The organism is Cupriavidus pauculus, assembly GCF_008801835.1.
Taxonomy (GTDB): domain Bacteria; phylum Pseudomonadota; class Gammaproteobacteria; order Burkholderiales; family Burkholderiaceae; genus Cupriavidus; species Cupriavidus pauculus.
The window spans coordinates 56929-75947 of the sequence record NZ_VZOW01000016.1; the positions used below are offsets into that span (position 1 = coordinate 56929).

Annotated in this window: 16 protein-coding genes; 8 read left to right on the forward strand and 8 right to left on the reverse strand. The window is 66.3% G+C overall.

Features of this window, described 5'->3' with window-relative positions; translation table 11 throughout:
* Positions 1 to 412: 412 nt before the first annotated feature.
* From F7R19_RS17305 to pdhA, 4 genes are all read right to left on the reverse strand, one after another.
* On the reverse strand, positions 413 to 1066 hold the full coding sequence (locus F7R19_RS17305) for a peroxiredoxin (RefSeq protein WP_061956963.1): 654 nt from the start codon (positions 1064 to 1066) through the stop codon (positions 413 to 415).
* A gap of 144 nt (positions 1067 to 1210) precedes the next feature.
* A complete protein-coding gene (locus F7R19_RS17310) occupies positions 1211 to 2344 on the reverse strand; it encodes a dihydrolipoamide acetyltransferase family protein (RefSeq protein ID WP_150981404.1) in 1134 nt (377 codons plus the stop codon).
* Positions 2345 to 2407: 63 nt separating this feature from the next.
* A complete protein-coding gene (locus F7R19_RS17315; RefSeq protein WP_061956961.1) occupies positions 2408 to 3388 on the reverse strand; it encodes an alpha-ketoacid dehydrogenase subunit beta in 981 nt (326 codons plus the stop codon).
* Complete coding sequence (gene pdhA, locus F7R19_RS17320; protein WP_061957020.1) at positions 3381 to 4472, reverse strand: pyruvate dehydrogenase (acetyl-transferring) E1 component subunit alpha; 1092 nt, start codon at positions 4470 to 4472, stop codon at positions 3381 to 3383. The genes F7R19_RS17315 and pdhA overlap by 8 nt, the downstream gene beginning before the upstream one ends.
* 240 nt (positions 4473 to 4712) lie before the next feature.
* Here pdhA and F7R19_RS17325 point away from each other — a divergent pair, with 240 nt between their 5' ends.
* From F7R19_RS17325 to F7R19_RS17345, 5 genes are all read left to right on the forward strand, one after another.
* Positions 4713 to 5591, forward strand: a complete 879-nt coding sequence (locus F7R19_RS17325) for a TauD/TfdA dioxygenase family protein (protein ID WP_223506197.1) — start codon at positions 4713 to 4715, stop codon at positions 5589 to 5591.
* A 66-nt stretch (positions 5592 to 5657) separates the two neighbouring features.
* A complete protein-coding gene (locus F7R19_RS17330) occupies positions 5658 to 6692 on the forward strand; it encodes an ABC transporter substrate-binding protein (protein WP_223506195.1) in 1035 nt (344 codons plus the stop codon).
* A 1-nt stretch (position 6693) separates the two neighbouring features.
* Positions 6694 to 7581, forward strand: coding sequence for an ABC transporter ATP-binding protein (locus F7R19_RS17335; protein WP_150981406.1), 888 nt, complete (start codon positions 6694 to 6696; stop codon positions 7579 to 7581).
* Positions 7578 to 8447, forward strand: a complete 870-nt coding sequence (locus F7R19_RS17340; protein WP_061956957.1) for an ABC transporter permease — start codon at positions 7578 to 7580, stop codon at positions 8445 to 8447. The genes F7R19_RS17335 and F7R19_RS17340 overlap by 4 nt, the downstream gene beginning before the upstream one ends.
* A gap of 72 nt (positions 8448 to 8519) precedes the next feature.
* Positions 8520 to 9287: a class I SAM-dependent methyltransferase gene (locus F7R19_RS17345; RefSeq protein ID WP_150981407.1), complete on the forward strand. Its 768-nt coding sequence runs from the start codon at positions 8520 to 8522 to the stop codon at positions 9285 to 9287.
* Positions 9288 to 9303: 16 nt separating this feature from the next.
* Here the strand turns inward: F7R19_RS17345 and F7R19_RS17350 are convergent, their stop codons facing one another.
* Positions 9304 to 10530 (reverse strand): MFS transporter, encoded by a 1227-nt coding sequence (locus F7R19_RS17350; RefSeq protein WP_061957102.1) that lies wholly within the window; start codon positions 10528 to 10530, stop codon positions 9304 to 9306.
* A 207-nt stretch (positions 10531 to 10737) separates the two neighbouring features.
* Between F7R19_RS17350 and F7R19_RS17355 the strand changes: the two genes are divergently transcribed.
* Both F7R19_RS17355 and F7R19_RS17360 read left to right on the forward strand, forming a co-directional pair.
* Positions 10738 to 11544: an IclR family transcriptional regulator gene (locus tag F7R19_RS17355; RefSeq protein WP_061957101.1), complete on the forward strand. Its 807-nt coding sequence runs from the start codon at positions 10738 to 10740 to the stop codon at positions 11542 to 11544.
* Between the two features lie 255 nt (positions 11545 to 11799).
* The gene (locus F7R19_RS17360) at positions 11800 to 13026 is read left to right on the forward strand and encodes a GGDEF domain-containing protein (RefSeq protein ID WP_061957100.1); all 1227 of its coding nucleotides are present in this window, start codon (positions 11800 to 11802) and stop codon (positions 13024 to 13026) included.
* Positions 13027 to 13069: 43 nt separating this feature from the next.
* Here the strand turns inward: F7R19_RS17360 and F7R19_RS17365 are convergent, their stop codons facing one another.
* Positions 13070 to 14491 (reverse strand): aldehyde dehydrogenase family protein, encoded by a 1422-nt coding sequence (locus tag F7R19_RS17365; RefSeq protein WP_150981408.1) that lies wholly within the window; start codon positions 14489 to 14491, stop codon positions 13070 to 13072.
* 111 nt (positions 14492 to 14602) lie between these two features.
* Between F7R19_RS17365 and F7R19_RS17370 the strand changes: the two genes are divergently transcribed.
* Positions 14603 to 15562, forward strand: a complete 960-nt coding sequence (locus F7R19_RS17370) for a LysR family transcriptional regulator (RefSeq protein WP_150981409.1) — start codon at positions 14603 to 14605, stop codon at positions 15560 to 15562.
* Between the two features lie 55 nt (positions 15563 to 15617).
* Here the strand turns inward: F7R19_RS17370 and F7R19_RS17375 are convergent, their stop codons facing one another.
* Positions 15618 to 17960: a cytochrome P450/oxidoreductase gene (locus F7R19_RS17375; protein WP_150981410.1), complete on the reverse strand. Its 2343-nt coding sequence runs from the start codon at positions 17958 to 17960 to the stop codon at positions 15618 to 15620.
* Between the two features lie 68 nt (positions 17961 to 18028).
* Positions 18029 to 19009: a Bug family tripartite tricarboxylate transporter substrate binding protein gene (locus F7R19_RS17380; RefSeq protein WP_150981411.1), complete on the reverse strand. Its 981-nt coding sequence runs from the start codon at positions 19007 to 19009 to the stop codon at positions 18029 to 18031.
* Positions 19010 to 19019: the final 10 nt, after the last annotated feature.

A 19019-nucleotide genomic window follows, 5' to 3' on the forward strand; every position in this document is an offset into this window, starting at 1 on the left:
GGCGTCGCGCACAAGACGCCGTCGTCATGCACCGGGACACAAGCGGCGACCGCATTCGCATCGCGCGAAGCGCGTCGCCGCTTGTCGATTGCTGCGCCATGTTGCGCGATGTGTCGGCATCGCTTAGCGCGCCTGATGCGCCGCCGTCAAGCACAAAACGTCGCCAATCAGCACCGCTTCACGGCACGCATAAATCCCGTCGCAACGCAACAAAGCCCCCGCAATTCTGACTGCACAAAAAAAAGGCAGTCCAGCTCGATCCAGTACCGGCGCGGGCTGGCAGGTTGTCAAGAGGGGGATTATCCACGCAACCTGTGGATAGTTCGGCGAGGCCGCGCAGCAGTTGCCGGCAGGGATGCCGGCGCGGCCAGCCGTGTCGTCGCACAACGCGCGGCGTGATTGCCGCGCGCGTTTATTTGGGTTGCGCCACCGTGCGCAGATATGGCTTCAGCGTCTTGAATCCGTCCGGATATTTTTTCTTCGCGTCGTCGTCGGACACCGAAGTCGGAATGATCACGTCGTCGCCCGGTTTCCAGTTGACCGGTGTCGCCACCGTGTGTTTCGCGTTGAGCTGCAGCGAATCGAGCAGGCGCAGCACCTCGTCGAAATTGCGTCCCGCGCTCATCGGATAGACCAGCATCGCCTTGACCTTCTTGTCGGGGCCGATCATGAATACCGAGCGGATGGTGGCGTTGTCCACGGCCGTGCGCGCCCCGCCGCTGGCTTCGGGATGAATCATGTCGTAGAGCTTGGCGACCTTGAGATCGGCGTCCCCAATCATCGGGTAGTTGATGGCGGTGCCCTGGGTTTCCTCGATGTCCTTGGCCCAGCGCGCGTGGTCGTCCACGGGGTCGATCGACAAGCCGATGATCTTGGTATTGCGCTTGTCGAACTCGGGCTTCAGCTTGGCCATGTAGCCAAGTTCGGTGGTGCACACGGGCGTGAAATCCTTCGGGTGCGAGAACAGGATGGCCCAGCTGTCGCCAATCCATTCATGAAAGTTGATCTTGCCCTCGGTGGTGTCCGCGGTGAAATCGGGGGCGGTTTCGCCAAGTCGAATGGCCATGGTCAGGCTCCTTCGGTAGGGTGCGTGGTGGTCGATCGGAGAGGTTCGGGTCTGGCGCATCCAGTATAGGAACGGAATGCGCGGGCGGTGGTTCATGCGCTTGGATGAGCCACGCGTCGATGCCGGTAGCGTGCGAATCACTTGCTAGTCCGGGCGCTCCAGATCCGCGATGACCGCGCGCAGGAAGCGAGCGGCCTCGCCGCCCGTAACCACGCGGTGATCGAATGTGAGCGATAGCGGCATGACGCGATGCACGGCTGGCGCACCGCCGAAGGCCACCACTTCGTCGCGAATGCGCCCCGCGCCCAGAATCGCAACGGTAGGCGGCACCACGATCGGCGCCGCGTAGCGCCCCGCGATCATGCCGAAGTTGGAAAGCGTGATGGTATTGCCGCGCATTTCCTCCGGCGCGATCGTGCGGGCCAGCACATCGGCGCGCATGCGGTCCAGCCCCGCGCGCAGGTCCGCCGCGTCGCGCTTGCCCACGTTTCGCAGCACGGGCACGAATAGTCCCTCGGGCAGGTCCGCGGCGATGCCCACGTCGATTCTCTCCAGCACATGACGCCGCCCGGTCTGGCCCTCGTACCACGCGTTGAGCACAGGCTCGGCGCGCACACCGGCCACCAGCGCGCGCACCAGGCGGATCGTGATGTCGTGGCCGCCTGCCGATGCGCCCACGGATTGCCAGGCGTGCAGGTCGGCGTCATCCATCACGGTGGCCGCGGCCACTTCGCTTTGCGCGCGCGCCATGTTCTGCGCCATCGCGCGACGCACGCCGCGAATGACTTCGGCCGGACCGTTTTCCGTAAGCGCGGTGGCCACGCGCTGCACGTCGGTCGCGGTGATCACGCCGTCGTGGCCCGATGGCGTCACCATCGCCAGATCCACGGACAGCTTGCGCGCCAGCGCGCGCACCGCAGGCGTGGCCTTGATGCCGTGCCCGCCCTGGATGCCCGATGCGCCGATGCGCGCTTGCTCATCCCTGATCACATGGGTGCCGACCGTGACCGAACCGACCACGGTACCCGCATCGTCAGAAGCGCCCGCCCCCTCGAAGCCGACCAGCGGCGCACCAAGATGCACGATATCGCCGGGCTGCGCGAACAGGCGCGCCACCTGGCCTGCGAACGGCGACGGGATCTCGACGATCGCCTTCGCGGTCTCTACCGACAGCAGCGGCTGGTCGGCGTCGATGCTGTCGCCAGGTTTGACATGCCACGTGACGATTTCCGCTTCCTGCAGGCCTTCGCCAAGGTCGGGCAGCTTGAAGATCCGCATCGTTGTCTCCTGTTGCCAGCAATCGCCAATCCTGTTTCGGGTGGGGTGGCGCGTGGCGAACCCTCACGACGCCGCCAGCGCCCGATGCGCCGCGTCGACGATGCGCGCCACCGATGGCAGGTAACTATGCTCCAGCCGCGCCAGCGGCACCACGGTGTCGTATCCGGTGACGCGCTGCACGGGCGCACTCAGCGAGTAGAGCCCGGCATCGGCCAGGTTGGCGGCGATCTCCGCGCCGACGCCTGCCGTGCGCGGCGCTTCGTGCACGATCACGCAGCGACCGCTCTGCGCCACTGATTCCAGGATCGTTTCCATATCGAGCGGCTTGAGCGTCGCCACATCGATCACGCTGGCGGACACGCCCTCGTCGGCCAACTGGTCCGCCGCGGCGAGCGTTTCCTGGATCATTGCGCCCCAGCTCACCAGCGTGATATCGGTGCCATCGCGCAGCGTGAAGCAGACGTCGAGCGGCAGGGCCTCACCGGTGTCCTCGACGGGCTGGCGGAACAAGCGGTACAGCCGTGTGGGTTCGAAGAAGATCACCGGATCGGGATCGCGGATCGCCGCGAGCAGCAGCCCGTAGGCGCGCGCCGGCGATGACGGCATGACCACGCGCAGTCCGGGGATATGCGCGAACAGTGCTTCGGGGCTGTCCGAATGATGTTCCGGAGCATGAATGCCGGCGCCGCTTGGCGCGCGCACCACCAGCGGACAGCCAAGTCGCCCGCGCGTGCGATGCCGCATATGGCCGGCGTGATTGAGGATGTTGTCGAGCGCCGGATAGATAAAACCGGCGAACTGGATCTCCGCCACCGGCTTGAGTCCCATCGCTGCCATGCCGATCGCCGCGCCGACGATGCCGCCTTCGGTCAGCGGCGTGTCGATGACGCGCGCTTCGCCAAAGCGCGCCTGCAGGCCGACCGTGGCGCGGAACACGCCACCGTTCACGCCGATGTCCTCGCCGAGCAGCAGCACGTCGGCGTCGTTGGCCAGCGCATGCGCCAGCGCCAGGTTGACCGCTTCCACCATGTGCAGTTCAGCCATGATGCGTCTCCGGTGCGCCGGCCGCATAGCGCTGCGCGGTGTCGAGCTGATCCGCCATGGCGGCGGGCAGCGTTTCATACAGGCAATCGAACATCGCCGACACGTTGGGCAGCGGCGTCTTGAGGTAAGCGTCCACCGCGGCGCCGACGGCCTGCTGGCATTCGCGCACCAGCGCTTCCTCGCGCGCGGCGTCCCACGCATCGAGGCTTGCCAGATAGCTGCGCAGCCGTGTGATCGGCTCGTGCCGCCAGGCTTCCTTCACGGCCGCTTCGTCGCGGTAGCGCGATGCATCGTCGGCCGTGGTGTGGTCGCTCAGCCGGTACGTGACCGCTTCGATCAGCGTGGGGCCTGAGCCGCTGCGCGCGCGCTCGATCGCCTCGCCCACGCGATGCCGCACCGCGACGATATCGTTGCCATCGACCTGTTCGCCCGGAATGCCTGCGGCGATGGCCTTCTGCGCGAGCGTGGGCGCGGCGGTCTGCCGCGCGCGCGGCATCGAGATCGCCCACTGGTTGTTGTTGACGACGATGACCAGCGGCACCTGCCACGCACCGGCCATGTTCATGCCTTCGTAGAAATCGCCGGTCGACGTGCCGCCATCGCCGAGGATGCACACGGCCACGCGCGCCTCGCCGCGCAGCTTGCAGGCATAGGCCACGCCCGCGGCGTGTCCTACCTGCGTGCCAATCGGCACGCAGTTGCCGAAGTCGTGCGGCGCTGCGGAAAAAGCGCTGCCGCGTTCGTCGCCGCCCCAGTACAGCAGGCTTTCGGTCATCGTGACGCCCCGCACAAATTGCGCGGCGTGGTCGCGGTACGACGGCACCAGCACATCTTCCGCGCGCATCGCGCTGGCCACGCCAACGCCGATCGCTTCTTGTCCCAATGCCGATGCGAACGTGCCGATCTGCCCGGTGCGCTGCATCGCAATTGCCTTGAGGTCGAATTGCCGCGTCAATACCATGGCGCGGTACAGCGGCAGCAGTGCGGCCGGATCGCGGGCAAATTCGGGGAGATCGGGCGCGGCGGCGCCCTCGGCGGACAGATAGCGGGTAAAGCCGATTTCAAAGCGCGCAACAGTGCCCATGTGGAAGTCCCCTTGTGGTTCGCTGTGTCCTGTGCGGCGCAGCATCTTGTGGACGCTGCTGCATGCAATATAGGGCACGCCAACGCGGAACGGGCGTGCGGTGCCGCACGCCGACGCGGGGCGCGGTGCACGCAGCCATATACGCACAGCGCATAACGGCGCGCGATTTGATTCGTTGCACGAGCGATGCGGCGTCCATACAGTGCAAGGCTTGTGCTTCCCCCAGAGCCTGTGACTGTCATGACTTTTGCCGCTGCAGATACCGTTCAGGATTTCGAGATCCGTCCATTCGACGCCGCGCTTGGCGCGGAAGTGGTCGGCCTCGATCTGAATCAGCCCCTTTCCTCCGCAGATTTCCAGCGCATTCATCGCGCGCATCTGGATCACCATGTGGTCGTGTTCCGCGACCAGCGCATCACGCCCGCGCAGCAGGTGGCGTTCAGCCGGCGCTTCGGGCCATTGCAGATTCACGTGCTGCACCAGTTCCAGCTGGCCAACCATCCGGAGATCCTGATCGTCTCCAACGTGGTCGAGAACGGCAAACCAATCGGGCTCGGCGATGCCGGACATTTCTGGCACTCGGATCTTTCGTACAAGGAAAAGCCGAGCCTGGGGTCGCTGCTGCACGCGATCGAACTGCCGGTGCAGGGCGGCGACACGTTGTTTGCCAACATGCACACCGCATGGGACACGCTGCCGCCGGCGCTGCAACGCAAGGTGGAAGGCTTGCGCGCCGAGCATACCTATCTGGCGCGCTACGCGGAGCTGCAAAAGCGCAGTCCGTGGCGTCCGAACCTGACGCCGGAGCAGATTGCGCAGGTCAAGCCAGTGGTGCATCCCGTGGTGCACACCCATCCGGAAACGGGCCGCAAGGCGCTGTTTGTCAGCGAGCATTTCACCACCCGCATCCTCGGCCTGCCCGACGATGAAAGCCGCGCGCTGCTGGACGAACTGTTTGCGCACAGCGTGAAGCCCGCGCACGTCTACCGGCATCAATGGCGCGAACACGATCTGGTGTTCTGGGACAACCGCTCGCTGCTGCATCTTGCCGGCGGCACACCCGATGATCTGCGCCGCGTGATGTACCGCACGACGATCGAGGGCGATACGCCGTTCTAAGGCCCGCCCTCGGCGGCCACGCCCGCAATTTTCTGCATACCGACTGATTCGCACCGGAGCTACTGCATGCCCCTGTTTTCGTTCGCCAACACGGCCAACACCTTTGCCCGCCGCGCCACGCTGGCAGTTCTGACCGCTGGCCTCGCGCTGAGCGGCGCCGCCCATGCCGAAGGCAGGCTGCGCATTGCCGAGCAGTTCGGCGTGGTCTATCTGCTGCTCAACGTGGCGCGCGACCAGCAACTGATCGAAAAGCACGGCAAGCAGCAGGGCGTCGATATTAAGGTGGAGTGGACGCAGCTGTCGGGCGGCGCGGCGGTCAACGATGCACTGCTGTCGGGCTCGATCGATATCGCCGGCGCCGGCGTCGGCCCGTTGCTCACGCTGTGGGACCGCACGCGCGGGCGTCAGAACGTCAAGGGCGTGGCGTCGCTTGGCAACTATCCGTACTACCTCGTCAGCAATAATCTCAAGGTGAAATCGATTGCCGATTTCACCGAGAAGGACCGCATCGCATTGCCGGCGGTCGGCGTGTCGGTGCAATCGCGCGTGCTCCAGCTGGCCGCCGCCAAGCAGTGGGGCGACAAGGAGTTCAATCGTCTCGACAAATGGACCGTGGCGGTGCCGCATCCCGACGCGGCGGCGGCAGTGATCGCGGGGGGCACGGAAATCACCGCGCATTTCGGTAATCCGCCGTTCCAGGAACAGGAGCTTGCGGGAAATCCGAACGCGCATATCGTGCTCAATTCTTACGATGTGCTTGGCGGTCCCAGCTCGGCAACGGTGCTCTACGCCACCGAGAAATTCCGCAATGACAATCCGAAGACGTACCGCGCATTCGTCGATGCGCTGGCCGAGGCCGCGCAATTTGCGAGCAAGAATCCCGAAGCGGCGGCCGATCTCTATATCCGCGTCAACCAGGCAAAAATCGATCGCACGTTGCTGGTGAAAGTGCTGAAGAATCCGCAGGTCCAGTTCAAGGTGGCGCCGCAGAACACCTATCCGCTCGCGGAATTCATGCATCGCGTCGGCGCGATCAAGAACCAGCCGAAATCCTGGCAGGACTATTTCTTCCAGGATCCCGTCACCGCGCAGGGGAGTTGAGATGGCCGACGGCAATCACGGCGGCGCGCATCTGCGTGTCGTGTCGCATCCGCAGCCGCTGCTGCAGGTTGACGAGGTGTCGCTGGAATATCGCACGCCGCAGCGCGTGGTGCGCGCCACGCATCGCGTCAGTTTCGATGTGCATGCGGCCGATCGCTTTGTGCTGCTGGGCCCGTCGGGCTGCGGCAAATCCACGCTGCTCAAGGCGGTGGCAGGATTTGTGACGCCGGCCGAAGGGCAGATTCGTCTCGAAGGGCAGCGTGTCGATGCGCCCGGTCCGGATCGCATCGTGGTGTTCCAGGAATTCGATCAACTGCCGCCGTGGAAAACCGTCAAGCAGAACGTCATGTTCCCGCTGCGACACGCGCGCGGATTGTCGAAGGCCGAAGCCGCCGACGTGGCGCTGCATTTTCTTGACAAGGTTGGCCTGTCCGCATTTGCCGACGCCTATCCGCACACGCTGTCCGGCGGCATGAAGCAACGCGTGGCGATTGCGCGCGCGTTGGCGATGCGGCCGAAGGTGCTGCTGATGGATGAACCGTTTGCCGCGCTCGACGCACTGACGCGCCGGCGCATGCAGGAGGAATTGCTGGCGCTTTGGGAGGACGCGGCGTTCACGCTGTTGTTCGTCACGCACTCGATCGAGGAAGCGCTGGTGGTAGGCAGCCGCATTTTGCTGCTGTCGCCGCATCCGGGCCGCGTGCGCGCGGAGCTCAACAGTCATCAGTATTCGCTGGCCAGCCAAGGCAGCGCCGATTTCCAGGCCGCCGCGCAGCGCATCCATCAGATGCTGTTCGAGCAGCGGGCCGAAGGCGTTTTGGCAGCGACGGAGACCGACGCCGCGCATGCGCCGCAACCTACCGTTCACGCCGCGGGGCAACGATCATGAGCACGATGCAAGCACCGTTGCGCGCCGAGTACGAGCGCGCACTGGAACCGTTCACCGCACAGCCGCTGTCGCAGGCGTTGCCGTGGCATCGGCGGCTGTGGGAGCTGGGCTGGCTACGCAAGGGCGCGCTGCTGATCGTGCTGGCGCTGATCTGGGAGATTGCCGCGCGCGTGCAGGACAACGATTTGCTGCTGCCGACGTTCATGGCCACGGCGCGCGCGTTTGTCGATGCCATCGTCGACGGAGAATTGCCGGGCAAGGCCGTGGTGTCGCTATCGGTATTGCTGCAGGGCTATGCCGCCGGGATCGTGCTGGCATTCGTGCTGACCACGCTGGCCGTGTCCACGCGCATCGGCCGCGACCTGCTCGAAACGCTGACCGCGATGTTCAACCCATTGCCCGCGATCGCGCTGTTGCCGCTGGCGTTGCTCTGGTTCGGCCTGGGCAGCAAGAGCCTGATTTTCGTGCTGGTGCACGCGGTGCTGTGGCCGTTGGCATTGAACACCTATGCGGGGTTTCGCGGCGTGCCTGAAACGCTGCGCATGGCGGGCCGCAACTACGGGCTGCGCGGGCTGCGCTACGTCGTGCTGATTCTCGTGCCGGCGGCGCTGCCGGCGATCGTTTCCGGACTCAAGATCGGCTGGGCGTTTGCCTGGCGCACGCTGATCGCGGCCGAACTGGTGTTTGGCGCTTCGTCGGGCAAGGGCGGTTTGGGCTGGTACATCTTCCAGAATCGCAATGAGCTTTACACCGATCGGGTCTTTGCCGGGCTGGCCACGGTGATCCTGATCGGACTTGCCGTGGAAGGGCTGGTGTTCACCACGCTGGAACGCCTGACCGTGCGGCGCTGGGGCGTGCAGCACTGAGTCATCGAACTGCCGAGCGATTGCGGCGGCGTGGCTTGCCGCAGTCATGAAGCCGGCGTATCGTGACGGGCCATGACGACAATCCATCATGCCGCGGCCCAGGGCTTCTCCGCCCAGGCCGATACGTACGCCCGCGGGCGTCCCGATTATCCCGCCGAGATCGGCGACTGGCTGCGCGATACGCTGGGCCTGGCCGAGGGCCGGAGCGTGGTCGACCTGGGCGCCGGCACCGGCAAGTTCACGCGCCTGCTGTTGCCCACCGGCACCAGCGTTATCGCCGTGGAACCGGTCGACGCCATGCGCGCGCAACTCTCATCCCGACTGCCTGACGTGACGGTGCTGGCGGGCAGCGCGGAATCGATGCCGCTGCCCGATGCCAGCGTCGATGCAGTGGTGTGCGCGCAGGCGTTCCACTGGTTTGCCAACGCCGCGGCGATGCAGGAAATCCGCCGCGTGCTGAAGCCGGGCGGACGGCTGGGGCTGGTCTGGAATGTCCGCGACGAATCGTATCCGTGGGTGGCCAAGCTCACCGCAATCATGACGCCGTACGAGGGCGATGCGCCGCGCTTCTACAAGGGCGACTGGAAGAAGGTGTTCCCGGCCGAAGGGTTCGGGCCACTCGCGCTGACGCGCCTGCCCTATACCCACAACGGCTCGCCCGAGCATGTGATCGTCGACCGCGTGATGTCGGTGAGCTTTATCGCGTCGTTGCCGCAGGCCGAGCAGGATGCGGTGCGTGCGCGGCTGCGCGAAGTGATCGCCACCGATCCGGCGCTGCAGGGCCGCGACGAGGTGTCGTTCCCGTACAGCACCGAAGCCTACTGTTGCCAGCGCCTGTAGCCGCCAACGCCATCGCTCAGGCGGCAGGCGCCAACTGGGCGCGGTAGCGCACGGCCAGCACCTGGCTCAATCCCAACGCGGCCAGCGCGCTGAGCGCGGCAAACAGGTACACGGCCGGATAGCCGCCGTGTTTGGCGATCAGGCCGGCCACCGGGCCGGTCAGGCCCAGCGCGAAATCGAGGAACAGTGCGTAAGCGCCGAGCGCCGAGCCGCGGTTGGTCGCGGGCACGCGCTTGACCGCTTCCATGCCCAGTGCGGGAAACACCAGCGAGAAGCCGAACCCGACCACCGCGGCGCCGGCCAGCGCCTGCCATGGCGCATGAGCCATCCAGATGATGGCAAGCCCGGCCGCTTCCACGGCAAACGACACCAGCGCGACCGCATAGCCGCCAAATCGTCCGATCGCATCGGCCATCACCAGTCGCGTCAGCACGAAGCAGGTGCCCAGCGCCGTCAGCGCCAGCGCGGCGTGGTCCCAGCCATGGTTGGCGTAATAGAGCGTAATAAATGCGGTGATCACGCCAAAGCCGACCGACCCCAGCGCCAGGCAAAGCCCGAACGGGGTCATGGCGCGAAACACGCGGCGAAACGGCAGGCGCTCGCCCTTGAGGATCGGCACGGGCGGGCGGCGGCGCGCCAGCAGCAACGCCACGCCAGCGATCACGGCCGTCACCACGCCAATCGTGCCGAGCCCGCCGAATCCGGCCAACACCACACCCACCGGCGCACCCACGGCCAGCGCGCCATAGGTGGTGATGCCGTTCCACGAGATCACCTTGGCGGTGTGCCGCGCCCCGGCGCTGCTGATGCCCCACGCGATCGTGCCGGTGGTGACCAGGCTTTCGCCGGCGCCCAGCATCAGCCGCGCCGCCAGCAGCCACGTCAGTCCCAGCCAGTGGCTGCCGGCAAACAACGCGGCGATCAGCGTCAGCACGCCGCTGCCGGTGCAAAGCATCAGGCCGGTGAGCACGGACCGCTTGGGCCCCTGCGTATCGCACAGCGTGCCGGCCCACGGGCGGCTCAGCAGCGTGGCCAGATACTGGATGCTGACGGCAAGTCCGGCCAGCACCGCGCTGTAGCCGAGATCGCCGTGCACGAAGCCGGGCACCACCGCCAGCGGCAGACCCACCGCGAGATACGCGATGAAGTTGAAGGCGACCACGGCAAGGATACGGCGGGTCACATTATCAGTGGCGGATTCGCCATGCGGCGGCGACGCCGGGGAAAGGCTTGGGGAAGACATCGTGATTTGGGGGCGCGCAAGTGGCCGGACTTTCGCATTCAGGAATGAAAACCTAGGGAAAACCCGGAAGGCGACATCATACCGGCAATGTCCGCGGCGCGTGCGCCGGGCGTGCCGTTGCCGTTCCATTGACAACCCCCAGGCCGTTCTATACGGTGAGTGCCCGTTCCGATTGCCCAACTGCCGCCGATTTGCGGCCATGTCTCGATGCCCCGCAAAGCCGCCCAGATCTCCGAAGCCGACAAGCACGCCGCAGAAGGGGGCGCCGTCGCCGTCGATCGGGCGCTGTTCGTGCTGTCGGTGTTCCGGATCGGCGATGCCGCGCTGGGCCTGGCCGAACTGGCACAGCGCAGCGGCCTGTACAAGAGCACGCTGCTGCGGCTGCTGGCATCGCTGGAACATGCGCGGCTGATCCAGCGCCTGCCCGACGGACGCTATGCGTTGGGCTCCGAGATTGCGCGGCTGAACGCGGTGTACGCGGCGGCGTTTTCGCTGGAGCAGGTGGTGATGCCGGCGCTGCGCGAACTGGTGCGCGTCACGCGCGAATCGGCGGCGTTTCATGTCGAACAGGGCGAACATCGGCTGTGCCTGTATCGCGTGGATTCGCCGCAGCCGGTGCGCGACCATATCCGCGCCGGCGACCTGCTGCCGCGCAACCGCGGCGCGGGCGGCCGCGTGCTGCGCGCATTTGCCGGCGCGCGCGGAGAGATCTACCAGCGCATCCGCGATGAAGGCGTGATTGCGCTGGTCGGCGATCGCAGTCCGGACATCGCCGGCGTGTCGTCGCCGGTGTTCGGCCCCGGCGGCGAACTGAAGGGGGCGCTGACGCTGACGTGTCCCACGCCGCGTTTTTCCCCGGCATTTCGCCAGCAGGTGCTCGACGCCGCGCGCGCGCTCACGCTTGAGTTGGGCGGCAGCTTTCCCGACGTGGCGCCCGCGCCGGCCGGGGCTCGCGCAACGCACGACGCCACGCGCGATCCTGCCCAGCCGTTCGCGCTGCCGCACGACGACTGAGCTGGTAGCGGCGGCCAGCGGCGTCCGCCGTGCGATGCCCGCCGCGCTTTTTGTCGCCGCCGCGCTTTTCCTTCTATTTCAATCTGTTACGGCGCGTGTGTACCCGGCTTGTCGGGGGTGCCCGCACCCACGGACGCGGGCTATGATGCGAGCTTTCGCGCCGATCAAACAGCCGTTGCCCCGTTGGGTCGCCCGTTAAGGGTTAACGTGGATAACGGCAGCCGCCTCCGGTAGCTTTAGAGGATTTCAATTCCCGTGCACCTGGCTCAGCAGACCATTCTGGTCGTCATGATGGTGGTTTTCTCCAGCACCCTGGTCATGGCCGCGGGGCTGGTCCTTGCGCTGCGCGCAAGCGACGCGGGTCGCCTGTGGGCCACCGGCCATGTGGTGGCGTCCGGCGCCGGTCTGGTGGTGGCCGCCGGCGCCGCCGACGGATCGCTGCAGCTTGCCGCGCTGGGGGCCGGTTTCTATCTGATCGGCCGCCTGACGATCTATCGCGGCGTGCGCGCCTACTACGGTCTGCCCGATCGCGCCGCGCTGCTGCGCGGCATCGGTATTGTGGCGTTCGTGCTGATGGTGCTGATGGCGGGCGTGTCCGATGGCCGGCTGCTGGTGCACGGCGTGGCCTACGGCATGCTGGCGATGATCTCGTTTGCCACCATTGTCACCATGCTGGGCAGCAAGCGCGGGCGCACCAGCATCGGCGGACCGCTGGTGCTGGCGTCGCATCTGGTGCTGCTTGGCTCGCAGGTGGCCGCGCTCAGCTATGGAGCGGCGTTCAAGGGCATTGCCATCACGCCGTTCTTCCTGCAGACCAGCTCCAGCATCTGGCCGCTGGCGCCAATGGTGGCGGTGTTGCTGGGCCTGTTCGGCTTCAGCCTGATGGCGATGGAGCAGATCATCGCGCAGAACGAAAACGGTGCGCGCCTGGATGCGCTGACTGGCCTGCTCAATCGTGGCGCGCTGGACATGACGGCGGTGGCGATGGTGGCGCGCTGGCAGCGCGACGGTGACGCGCTGTCGTGCCTGGTGATCGACGTCGATCATTTCAAGCTGGTGAACGACCGCCACGGCCATCACGCTGGCGACAGCGTGCTGCGCGAGATTGCCACCGCGCTCGATAATTCACGGCGGGCGTCCGATATCGCCGCCCGCTACGGCGGCGAGGAGTTCTGCATTCTCTGCCCTCATACCGACGAGCACCAGGCGACCGCACTGGCCAACCGCATCCTGCGCAAGGTGCGCGCCATCCAGTTGCCGGGCGGGGGCGGCCACGCCAGCGTCAGCATCGGCATCGCGCAGTTGCATGGCGGGCCGCCCAGCCGCGAAGGGCTTTGGCGCAACCTGTTCGCCGATGCCGACCGCGCGCTCTACCTGGCCAAGCAGCGCGGTCGCGACCAATTCGTGCTCGGCTCCAGCATGGCCGAAGCGGTCGAGACGGACGAGTTGCAGGCACAGATCGACTGCGTCGGCGCGGTCTAGCGGCGCCCACGCGCGCAACGCACCGCCGTCGCGCCCGGCCGTCTCAGGCCACGCCGAGCAACGACTTCGGCTCCATGAACGCCTCCAGGCCGAAGGTCCCGTATTCGCGGCCGATGCCCGATTGCTTGAATCCGCCGAACGGTGCCGCGGGTTCATGACGCAGCGTGTTGACCAGCACGCGCCCGGCTTCGATCTGCAATGCCACCTCGCGCGCCCGCGCGGTGTTCGACGACAACACATAGGCCTGCAGGCCATAGGCAGTGTCGTTGGCCATCCGTATCGCGTCCTCCGTGTCGTGATAGGCGATGATCGACAGCACCGGGCCAAAGATTTCCTCGCGTGCGATGGTCATGTCGTTGGTGACGTCGCTGAACACGGTCGGCCGCACGAACCATCCTGCATCGATGCCGTCGGGGCGTCCCACGCCGCCAGCGATCAGACGCGCGCCTTCTTCCAGCCCGATGCGGATATAGCGCTGCACGCGATCCCATTGTTTCTGGCTGACCATCGGGCCGATGCTGGTTGCCGCATCACGCGGATCACCCGAACGAAACTCGGCGACGGCTTTCACCACGTGCGCTTCGAACGCGCGCAGCGACGCCGCGGGCACCAGGATGCGCGTGCCGGCAATGCAAGCCTGTCCGCTGTTCATGAAGCCGGCCTGCAGCGCCAGCGGCACGGCCTCGTCGAAATTTGCATCGTCGAGCACGATGACTGGTGACTTGCCGCCCAGCTCCAGCGTGGTGCGCTTCAAGGTTTCGGCTGCGCCGCGCAGGATCGCTTTGCCCACCGCGGTGGAGCCCGTGAAAGACAGCTTGGCGACGTCGGGATGGGTGGCGATGGCGGCGCCCACGGTTTCGCCGCGGCCCGTGACGATATTGAACACGCCGGCCGGTAATTCCGCCGCGTGCAGCGCCTCCGTGACGATGCGCGTCTGCATGGCGCTCATCTCGCTGGGCTTGATCACGGCCGTGCAGCCTGCGGCCAGCGCCACCGCCAGCTTGCCTGCGATGAAACCCGCATCGTTGTTCCACGGCGTGATCAGCCCCGCCACGCCGAGCGGCTGCATGATGACTTCCGCACTGCCGGCGCGCCGGGTGAACGGAAAATCCTGCAGCACGTTGGCAGCGTCCAGTAGCACGTCGCTGGCGTGCCGCGCCATCCATCGCGCGCGTGATGCGGGCGCGCCATATTCCTCGACGATCGCCTCGATCAGGTCCGCTTCCCTGGCCGCCAGCGCGCGATGCATGCGCTGCAGCATGTCCAGACGGTCCTGGCGGGAACTGCGGGAAAACGTCGTGAAAGCGCGCCGGGCAGCGTCCACGGCGCGCGCCGCGTCCACGGCGTCGGCCAGTCGCACGCGGCCTGTCACCTGCTCGGTGGCCGGATTGAACAGGTCGAACCATTCGGTGCCGTGCGGTTCGACAAAGGCGCCGTCGAGGTAGATCTTGTCGATGATTTGCATGATGTGCCCGGCGATGCGCCGGTATCTGGTGGTCTCGATGACAAGATAGGCCGCGCCGATTGCGTTGACTAGACGTACAATTCGGGACGTTCTATTGAGCAATATCGGACAATGAAAACCTCGGGTCTGGCTGAACTTGAATCGGTGCTGGCGGTGGCGCGCCATCGCAGTTTTCGGGCGGCGGCGAATGAACTGAGCGTGTCCACCTCGGCGCGCAGCCATGCCGTGGCCGCGCTGGAAGCGCGTCTTGGCGTGCGGCTGTTCCATCGCACCACGCGCAGCGTGGCGCTCACGGAAGCCGGCAGTGCGTTTGTGGGCAGCGTGGCGCCCGCGCTGGCCTCGATCCGCGAGGCCATGGCGCAGGCCGGCGACTTTCGCGATACGCCGTCGGGCACGCTGCGCATCAATACGTCGCTAGGCGCCGCGCATCAGGTGATGCCGGTGTTCGCGGCGTTCCTGCAACGCTATCCCGACATGAAGCTGGACATCGTTACCGAAAACAAGCTGGTCGATATCGTCGTGGAAGGATTCGATGCCGGCATCCGCCTGGCAGGCACCGTGCCGCAGGACATGATCGCGGTGCCGTTTGGCGATCGCCAGCGCTTTGCCGTGGTCGGCAGCCCGGCATATTTTGCGGACCATCGCAAGCCGCGCACGCCGGCCGATCTCAAGGCGCATCGCTGCATCCGCAGCCGCATGCCGAGCGGCGCGATCTACCACTGGGAATTCGAACGGCATGGGGAGGTCATGCGCTTTGACGGCGATGGCGCGCTGACGCTGGACGATGCAGGCCTGATGTTGAAAGCGGTGCGCGCCGGCCTTGGGCTGGCCTATCTGACCGAATGGAACGTTGACGCCGATGTGCGGGCCGGCACGCTCGTGCGCGTGCTGGAGGACTGGACACCGCCGCTGGACGGGCTGTGTCTCTACTATCCCAGCCGTCGCCATGCTTCGGCCGGGATGCGCGCGCTGGTGGAACTGATCCGCGAATTTGCCGATGCACAACGCAAACGCCCGGTGCGCGCGGTTCCCGCAATTCGCAAGCGCGCAAGCAAGGCGCGCAAATCGTGAGGCGTTGCGCCGTCTGTGCGGCGGCGCGGCGCCTCGCCGCTTGCCGCCGCGCTTGCTAGAGCGCCAGCACGATCTTGCCGCCGCGCATCGCGCGCGAGCAGCATGACATCATGCGGTCGTTGGCGTCGCGCTCGGCGCGCGTCAGTACCACGTCGCGATGATCAACGTCGCCGGCCAGGACGCGCACCTCGCACGACCCGCACAGCCCTTCCTCGCAGTCGCTTTGCACGTCGATATTCGCGCAGCGCAGCGCCTGCAGTAGTGTCTGCGTGGCAGGGACATCCAGCGTCAGGCCCGAATCCTTCAGTTCCACCGTAAATGGCTGTTCGCGGTCGGGATCGAGTGCGCCCAGCGTCGAGCTGAAGTGCTCGACGCGCAAGCTGTCTTCGGGCCATTGCGCGCAGCACGCCTGCAGCGCGTCGATCATGCGCGCCGGGCCGCATGCATAGATCTGCGTGTTGCCGTCAGGCGTGCCGAGGATTTGCGCGAAGTCGGCGCGCTGGCCCTCGTCGCGTACATGCGCCTGCAAGCGCGCACCGTGCAGCGCGGCGAGTTCGTCGAGCAGCGCCATCGCCGTGCGCGAGCGGCCGCAGTAATGAATCACGTAATCGATGCCGAGCGCTTTCGCTCGCCGCGCCATGGCGCTGATCGGCGTGACGCCGATGCCTCCGGCAATGAAGATCGCCTTGCGGCAGGTTTCGTCGAGCCGGAAGTGGTTGCGCGGGCCCCGCACCTTAACGCGATCGCCCACGCGCAGGCCGCCGTGAATCCACGTGGACCCGCCGCGGCTTTGCGCTTCGCGCAGCACGGCGATCTCGAATACGCCGAGATCGTCAGGATTGCCGCATAGCGAATATTGCCGCGAGATGCCGCTATTGCCGCATTCGACATCGATATGCGACCCGGCGCTCCAGCGCGGCAGCGCGCGGCCATCCGGCGCGGCGAGCCGGATCCTCAGCACATCGTCGGCTGCGCGCTCCAGCGCCTGCACGACCAGCGTGCGGCCCATCGACGCGCCGGACGGTTCGCCGATGCGCACCGCGTCGCGCGGCGCCAGGACGGCGGTATTTACGCGCTCCGGATTCTGCGCCGGATCCCATTCGACCCAGAGATGCTCGGGACCGCGGAACGACGTGTTGGGCACATAGGTGAAGCGCTGCTCGGCCAGTCGCAGATGCGGCAGCCGGCTGGTCAGCTCCTCAAGGAAAATCTGCATTTCCATGCGCGCGAGGTTCTTGCCCATGCACTGGTGCGCGCCGTAGCCAAAGGTGAGCTGATCGCTGGCGTTGTCGCGGTGGATATCGAACAGGTCCGCATCGGCGAAATGGCGCTCATCATGGTTGGCCGACGAGGTCACGATCAGCAGCTTGCTGCCCGCCGTCAGCGCAATGCCGCCGACAATGGTGTCGCGCGTGACGACGCGTCGCCAGGCGGCCACGGAGCCGTTGTGGCGCAGGCATTCCTCCACCGCGTTGGGGATCAGCGCGGGATCCTCGCAGATCTCGCGCCACACGTCGGGATGTTGCAGTAGTAGCTTGATCGCGTTGGCCGATGCATTGGCAGTGGTTTCGTGCGCGGCCACGATGCCAGCCATCATCATCGAATGCAGGTACGAGTCGGTCACCACCTCGGGCAGTTCGCGCTGCTTGCGCAGGCCGTACTGCATCCAGCCAGGCCCGGAAGGGTCCTCGCGCATCTTGTCGAGAATGCGCCCCGCCAGTTGCCAGAAATTGCCGACCGCGTGCGCCACGGCCACCTGTTCCTCGGGTTTCGGGCGGCCCCAGGTGTTCACCGTATGCGCGATGGAATACTGGCGCAGCAGATCCATGTCTTCTTCGGGCACGCCAAGAAAATGCAGCGCCACGGTCAGCGGCACTTCCCAAAGCAACTGATCCACCAGATCGGCGCGCCCATCGTCGATAAAGCGATTCACGTATTCGCGCGTCAGGCGCCGCACCATCGGTTCGTGATGCGCCAGTTCGGCAGGGGTGAACGGTTCCATCAACGCGCGGCGGCGCGGCATGTGCGCCGGTTCGTCCTCGTTGACCAGCGTGCGGTTCATCGCGTAGCCGTACGACGCCAGCACCGCATTTGCCTCTTTACCGGTCGGGGTGATTTTTTCGAGTGCGATGGCGGGGCTGAACGTGATGTTGTCGCGAAAGATCGCTTTGATGTCGTCGTAGCGCGTGACCACCCAATAGCCGAGCTTCGGGCTGTAGAACACGGGCTCCTGCTCGCGCGACCAGCGCACGTAGTCGGGCGGATCCTGCTGGTAGCCGTCCTCGAATGGATCGAACGCCGCCGCATTGTGGCTGACCGGACAGCCATTGGGCGCGCGCAGGCCCGAGTGGTCGACGGGACAGCCCGCGCGCTGCGCAGGCGGGAAAGCTTGGGACATACGGAACTCCAACAGCGGAACAGCAAAGCGGCGCGGCAGCAGGGCGGCGCCGCGCGCGGCATGTCATGTCAGTCGAGCGAAATCTTCAGGTTGGCAATCAGCCGGGTCCAGCGTGCCGTTTCCGCGCGCAGCAGTTCGCTGAACTGCGCCGGCGAATTGCCAACCGGTTCCACGCCGAAGTCGACCAGCTTCTTGTTGATGGCCGGATCCTTCAGCGATGCCACCACCTGGCGGTTCAGCGTGTCGATCACGTCGGGCGGCGTCGCGGCGGGCGCCACCATGCCGACCAGCGCGGCCGCTTGCACGTTCTTGTAGCCAAGTTCGGCGAAGGTCGGCACGTCCGGCAACTGCGGCAGGCGCGTGGCGTTGGCCACGGCCAGAGGACGCACCTTGCCGCCCTTGATGAAGCCCGCGCCCGCGGCGTAGTCGACCATCATGGCCGGGATCTGGCCCGCCGCCACATCGGACAACGCCGGCGCCGCGCCGCGGTACGGCGCGTGCGTCATGGTCAGATGGGCTTCCACCTTGAGCAGTTCCATGGCCAGATGGTGCGGGCTGCCCGCGCCGGCCGAACCGTAATTGACGCCGCCCGGCGTGGCCTTCACTTGCGCGATGAATTCCTGCGCGGTCTTGGCCTGCGTGCCCGGGCCCACCACCAGGATCATCGGAAAGCGGCCCAGCAATGTCACGGGCGCCAGATCGCGCGTCGGGTTGTACGAAAGCGACTTGTACAGCGCGGGATTGAACACCAGTGTGCCGTTGTCGGCCGACAGCACGGTGTAGCCGTCAGCGCTCGCGCGAGCGGTTTCCGACGCGCCAATCGCGGTGTTGCCGCCCGGCTTGTTGTCGACCACCACCGGCTGGCCGACGCGGCTCGACAGCCCCTGGCCGATCGTGCGCGCCAGAAAGTCCGAGCCGCCGCCGGCCGCATACGGCACGATCCAGCGGATCGGTTTCGATGGATAGGCGTCGGCGGCATGTGCCGTGGCGGCGCTCAGCGCCATGGCAAACGACACGGCTAGCAGCGCAGCGGGCTGGAAGCGGGGCATTGGATTGTCT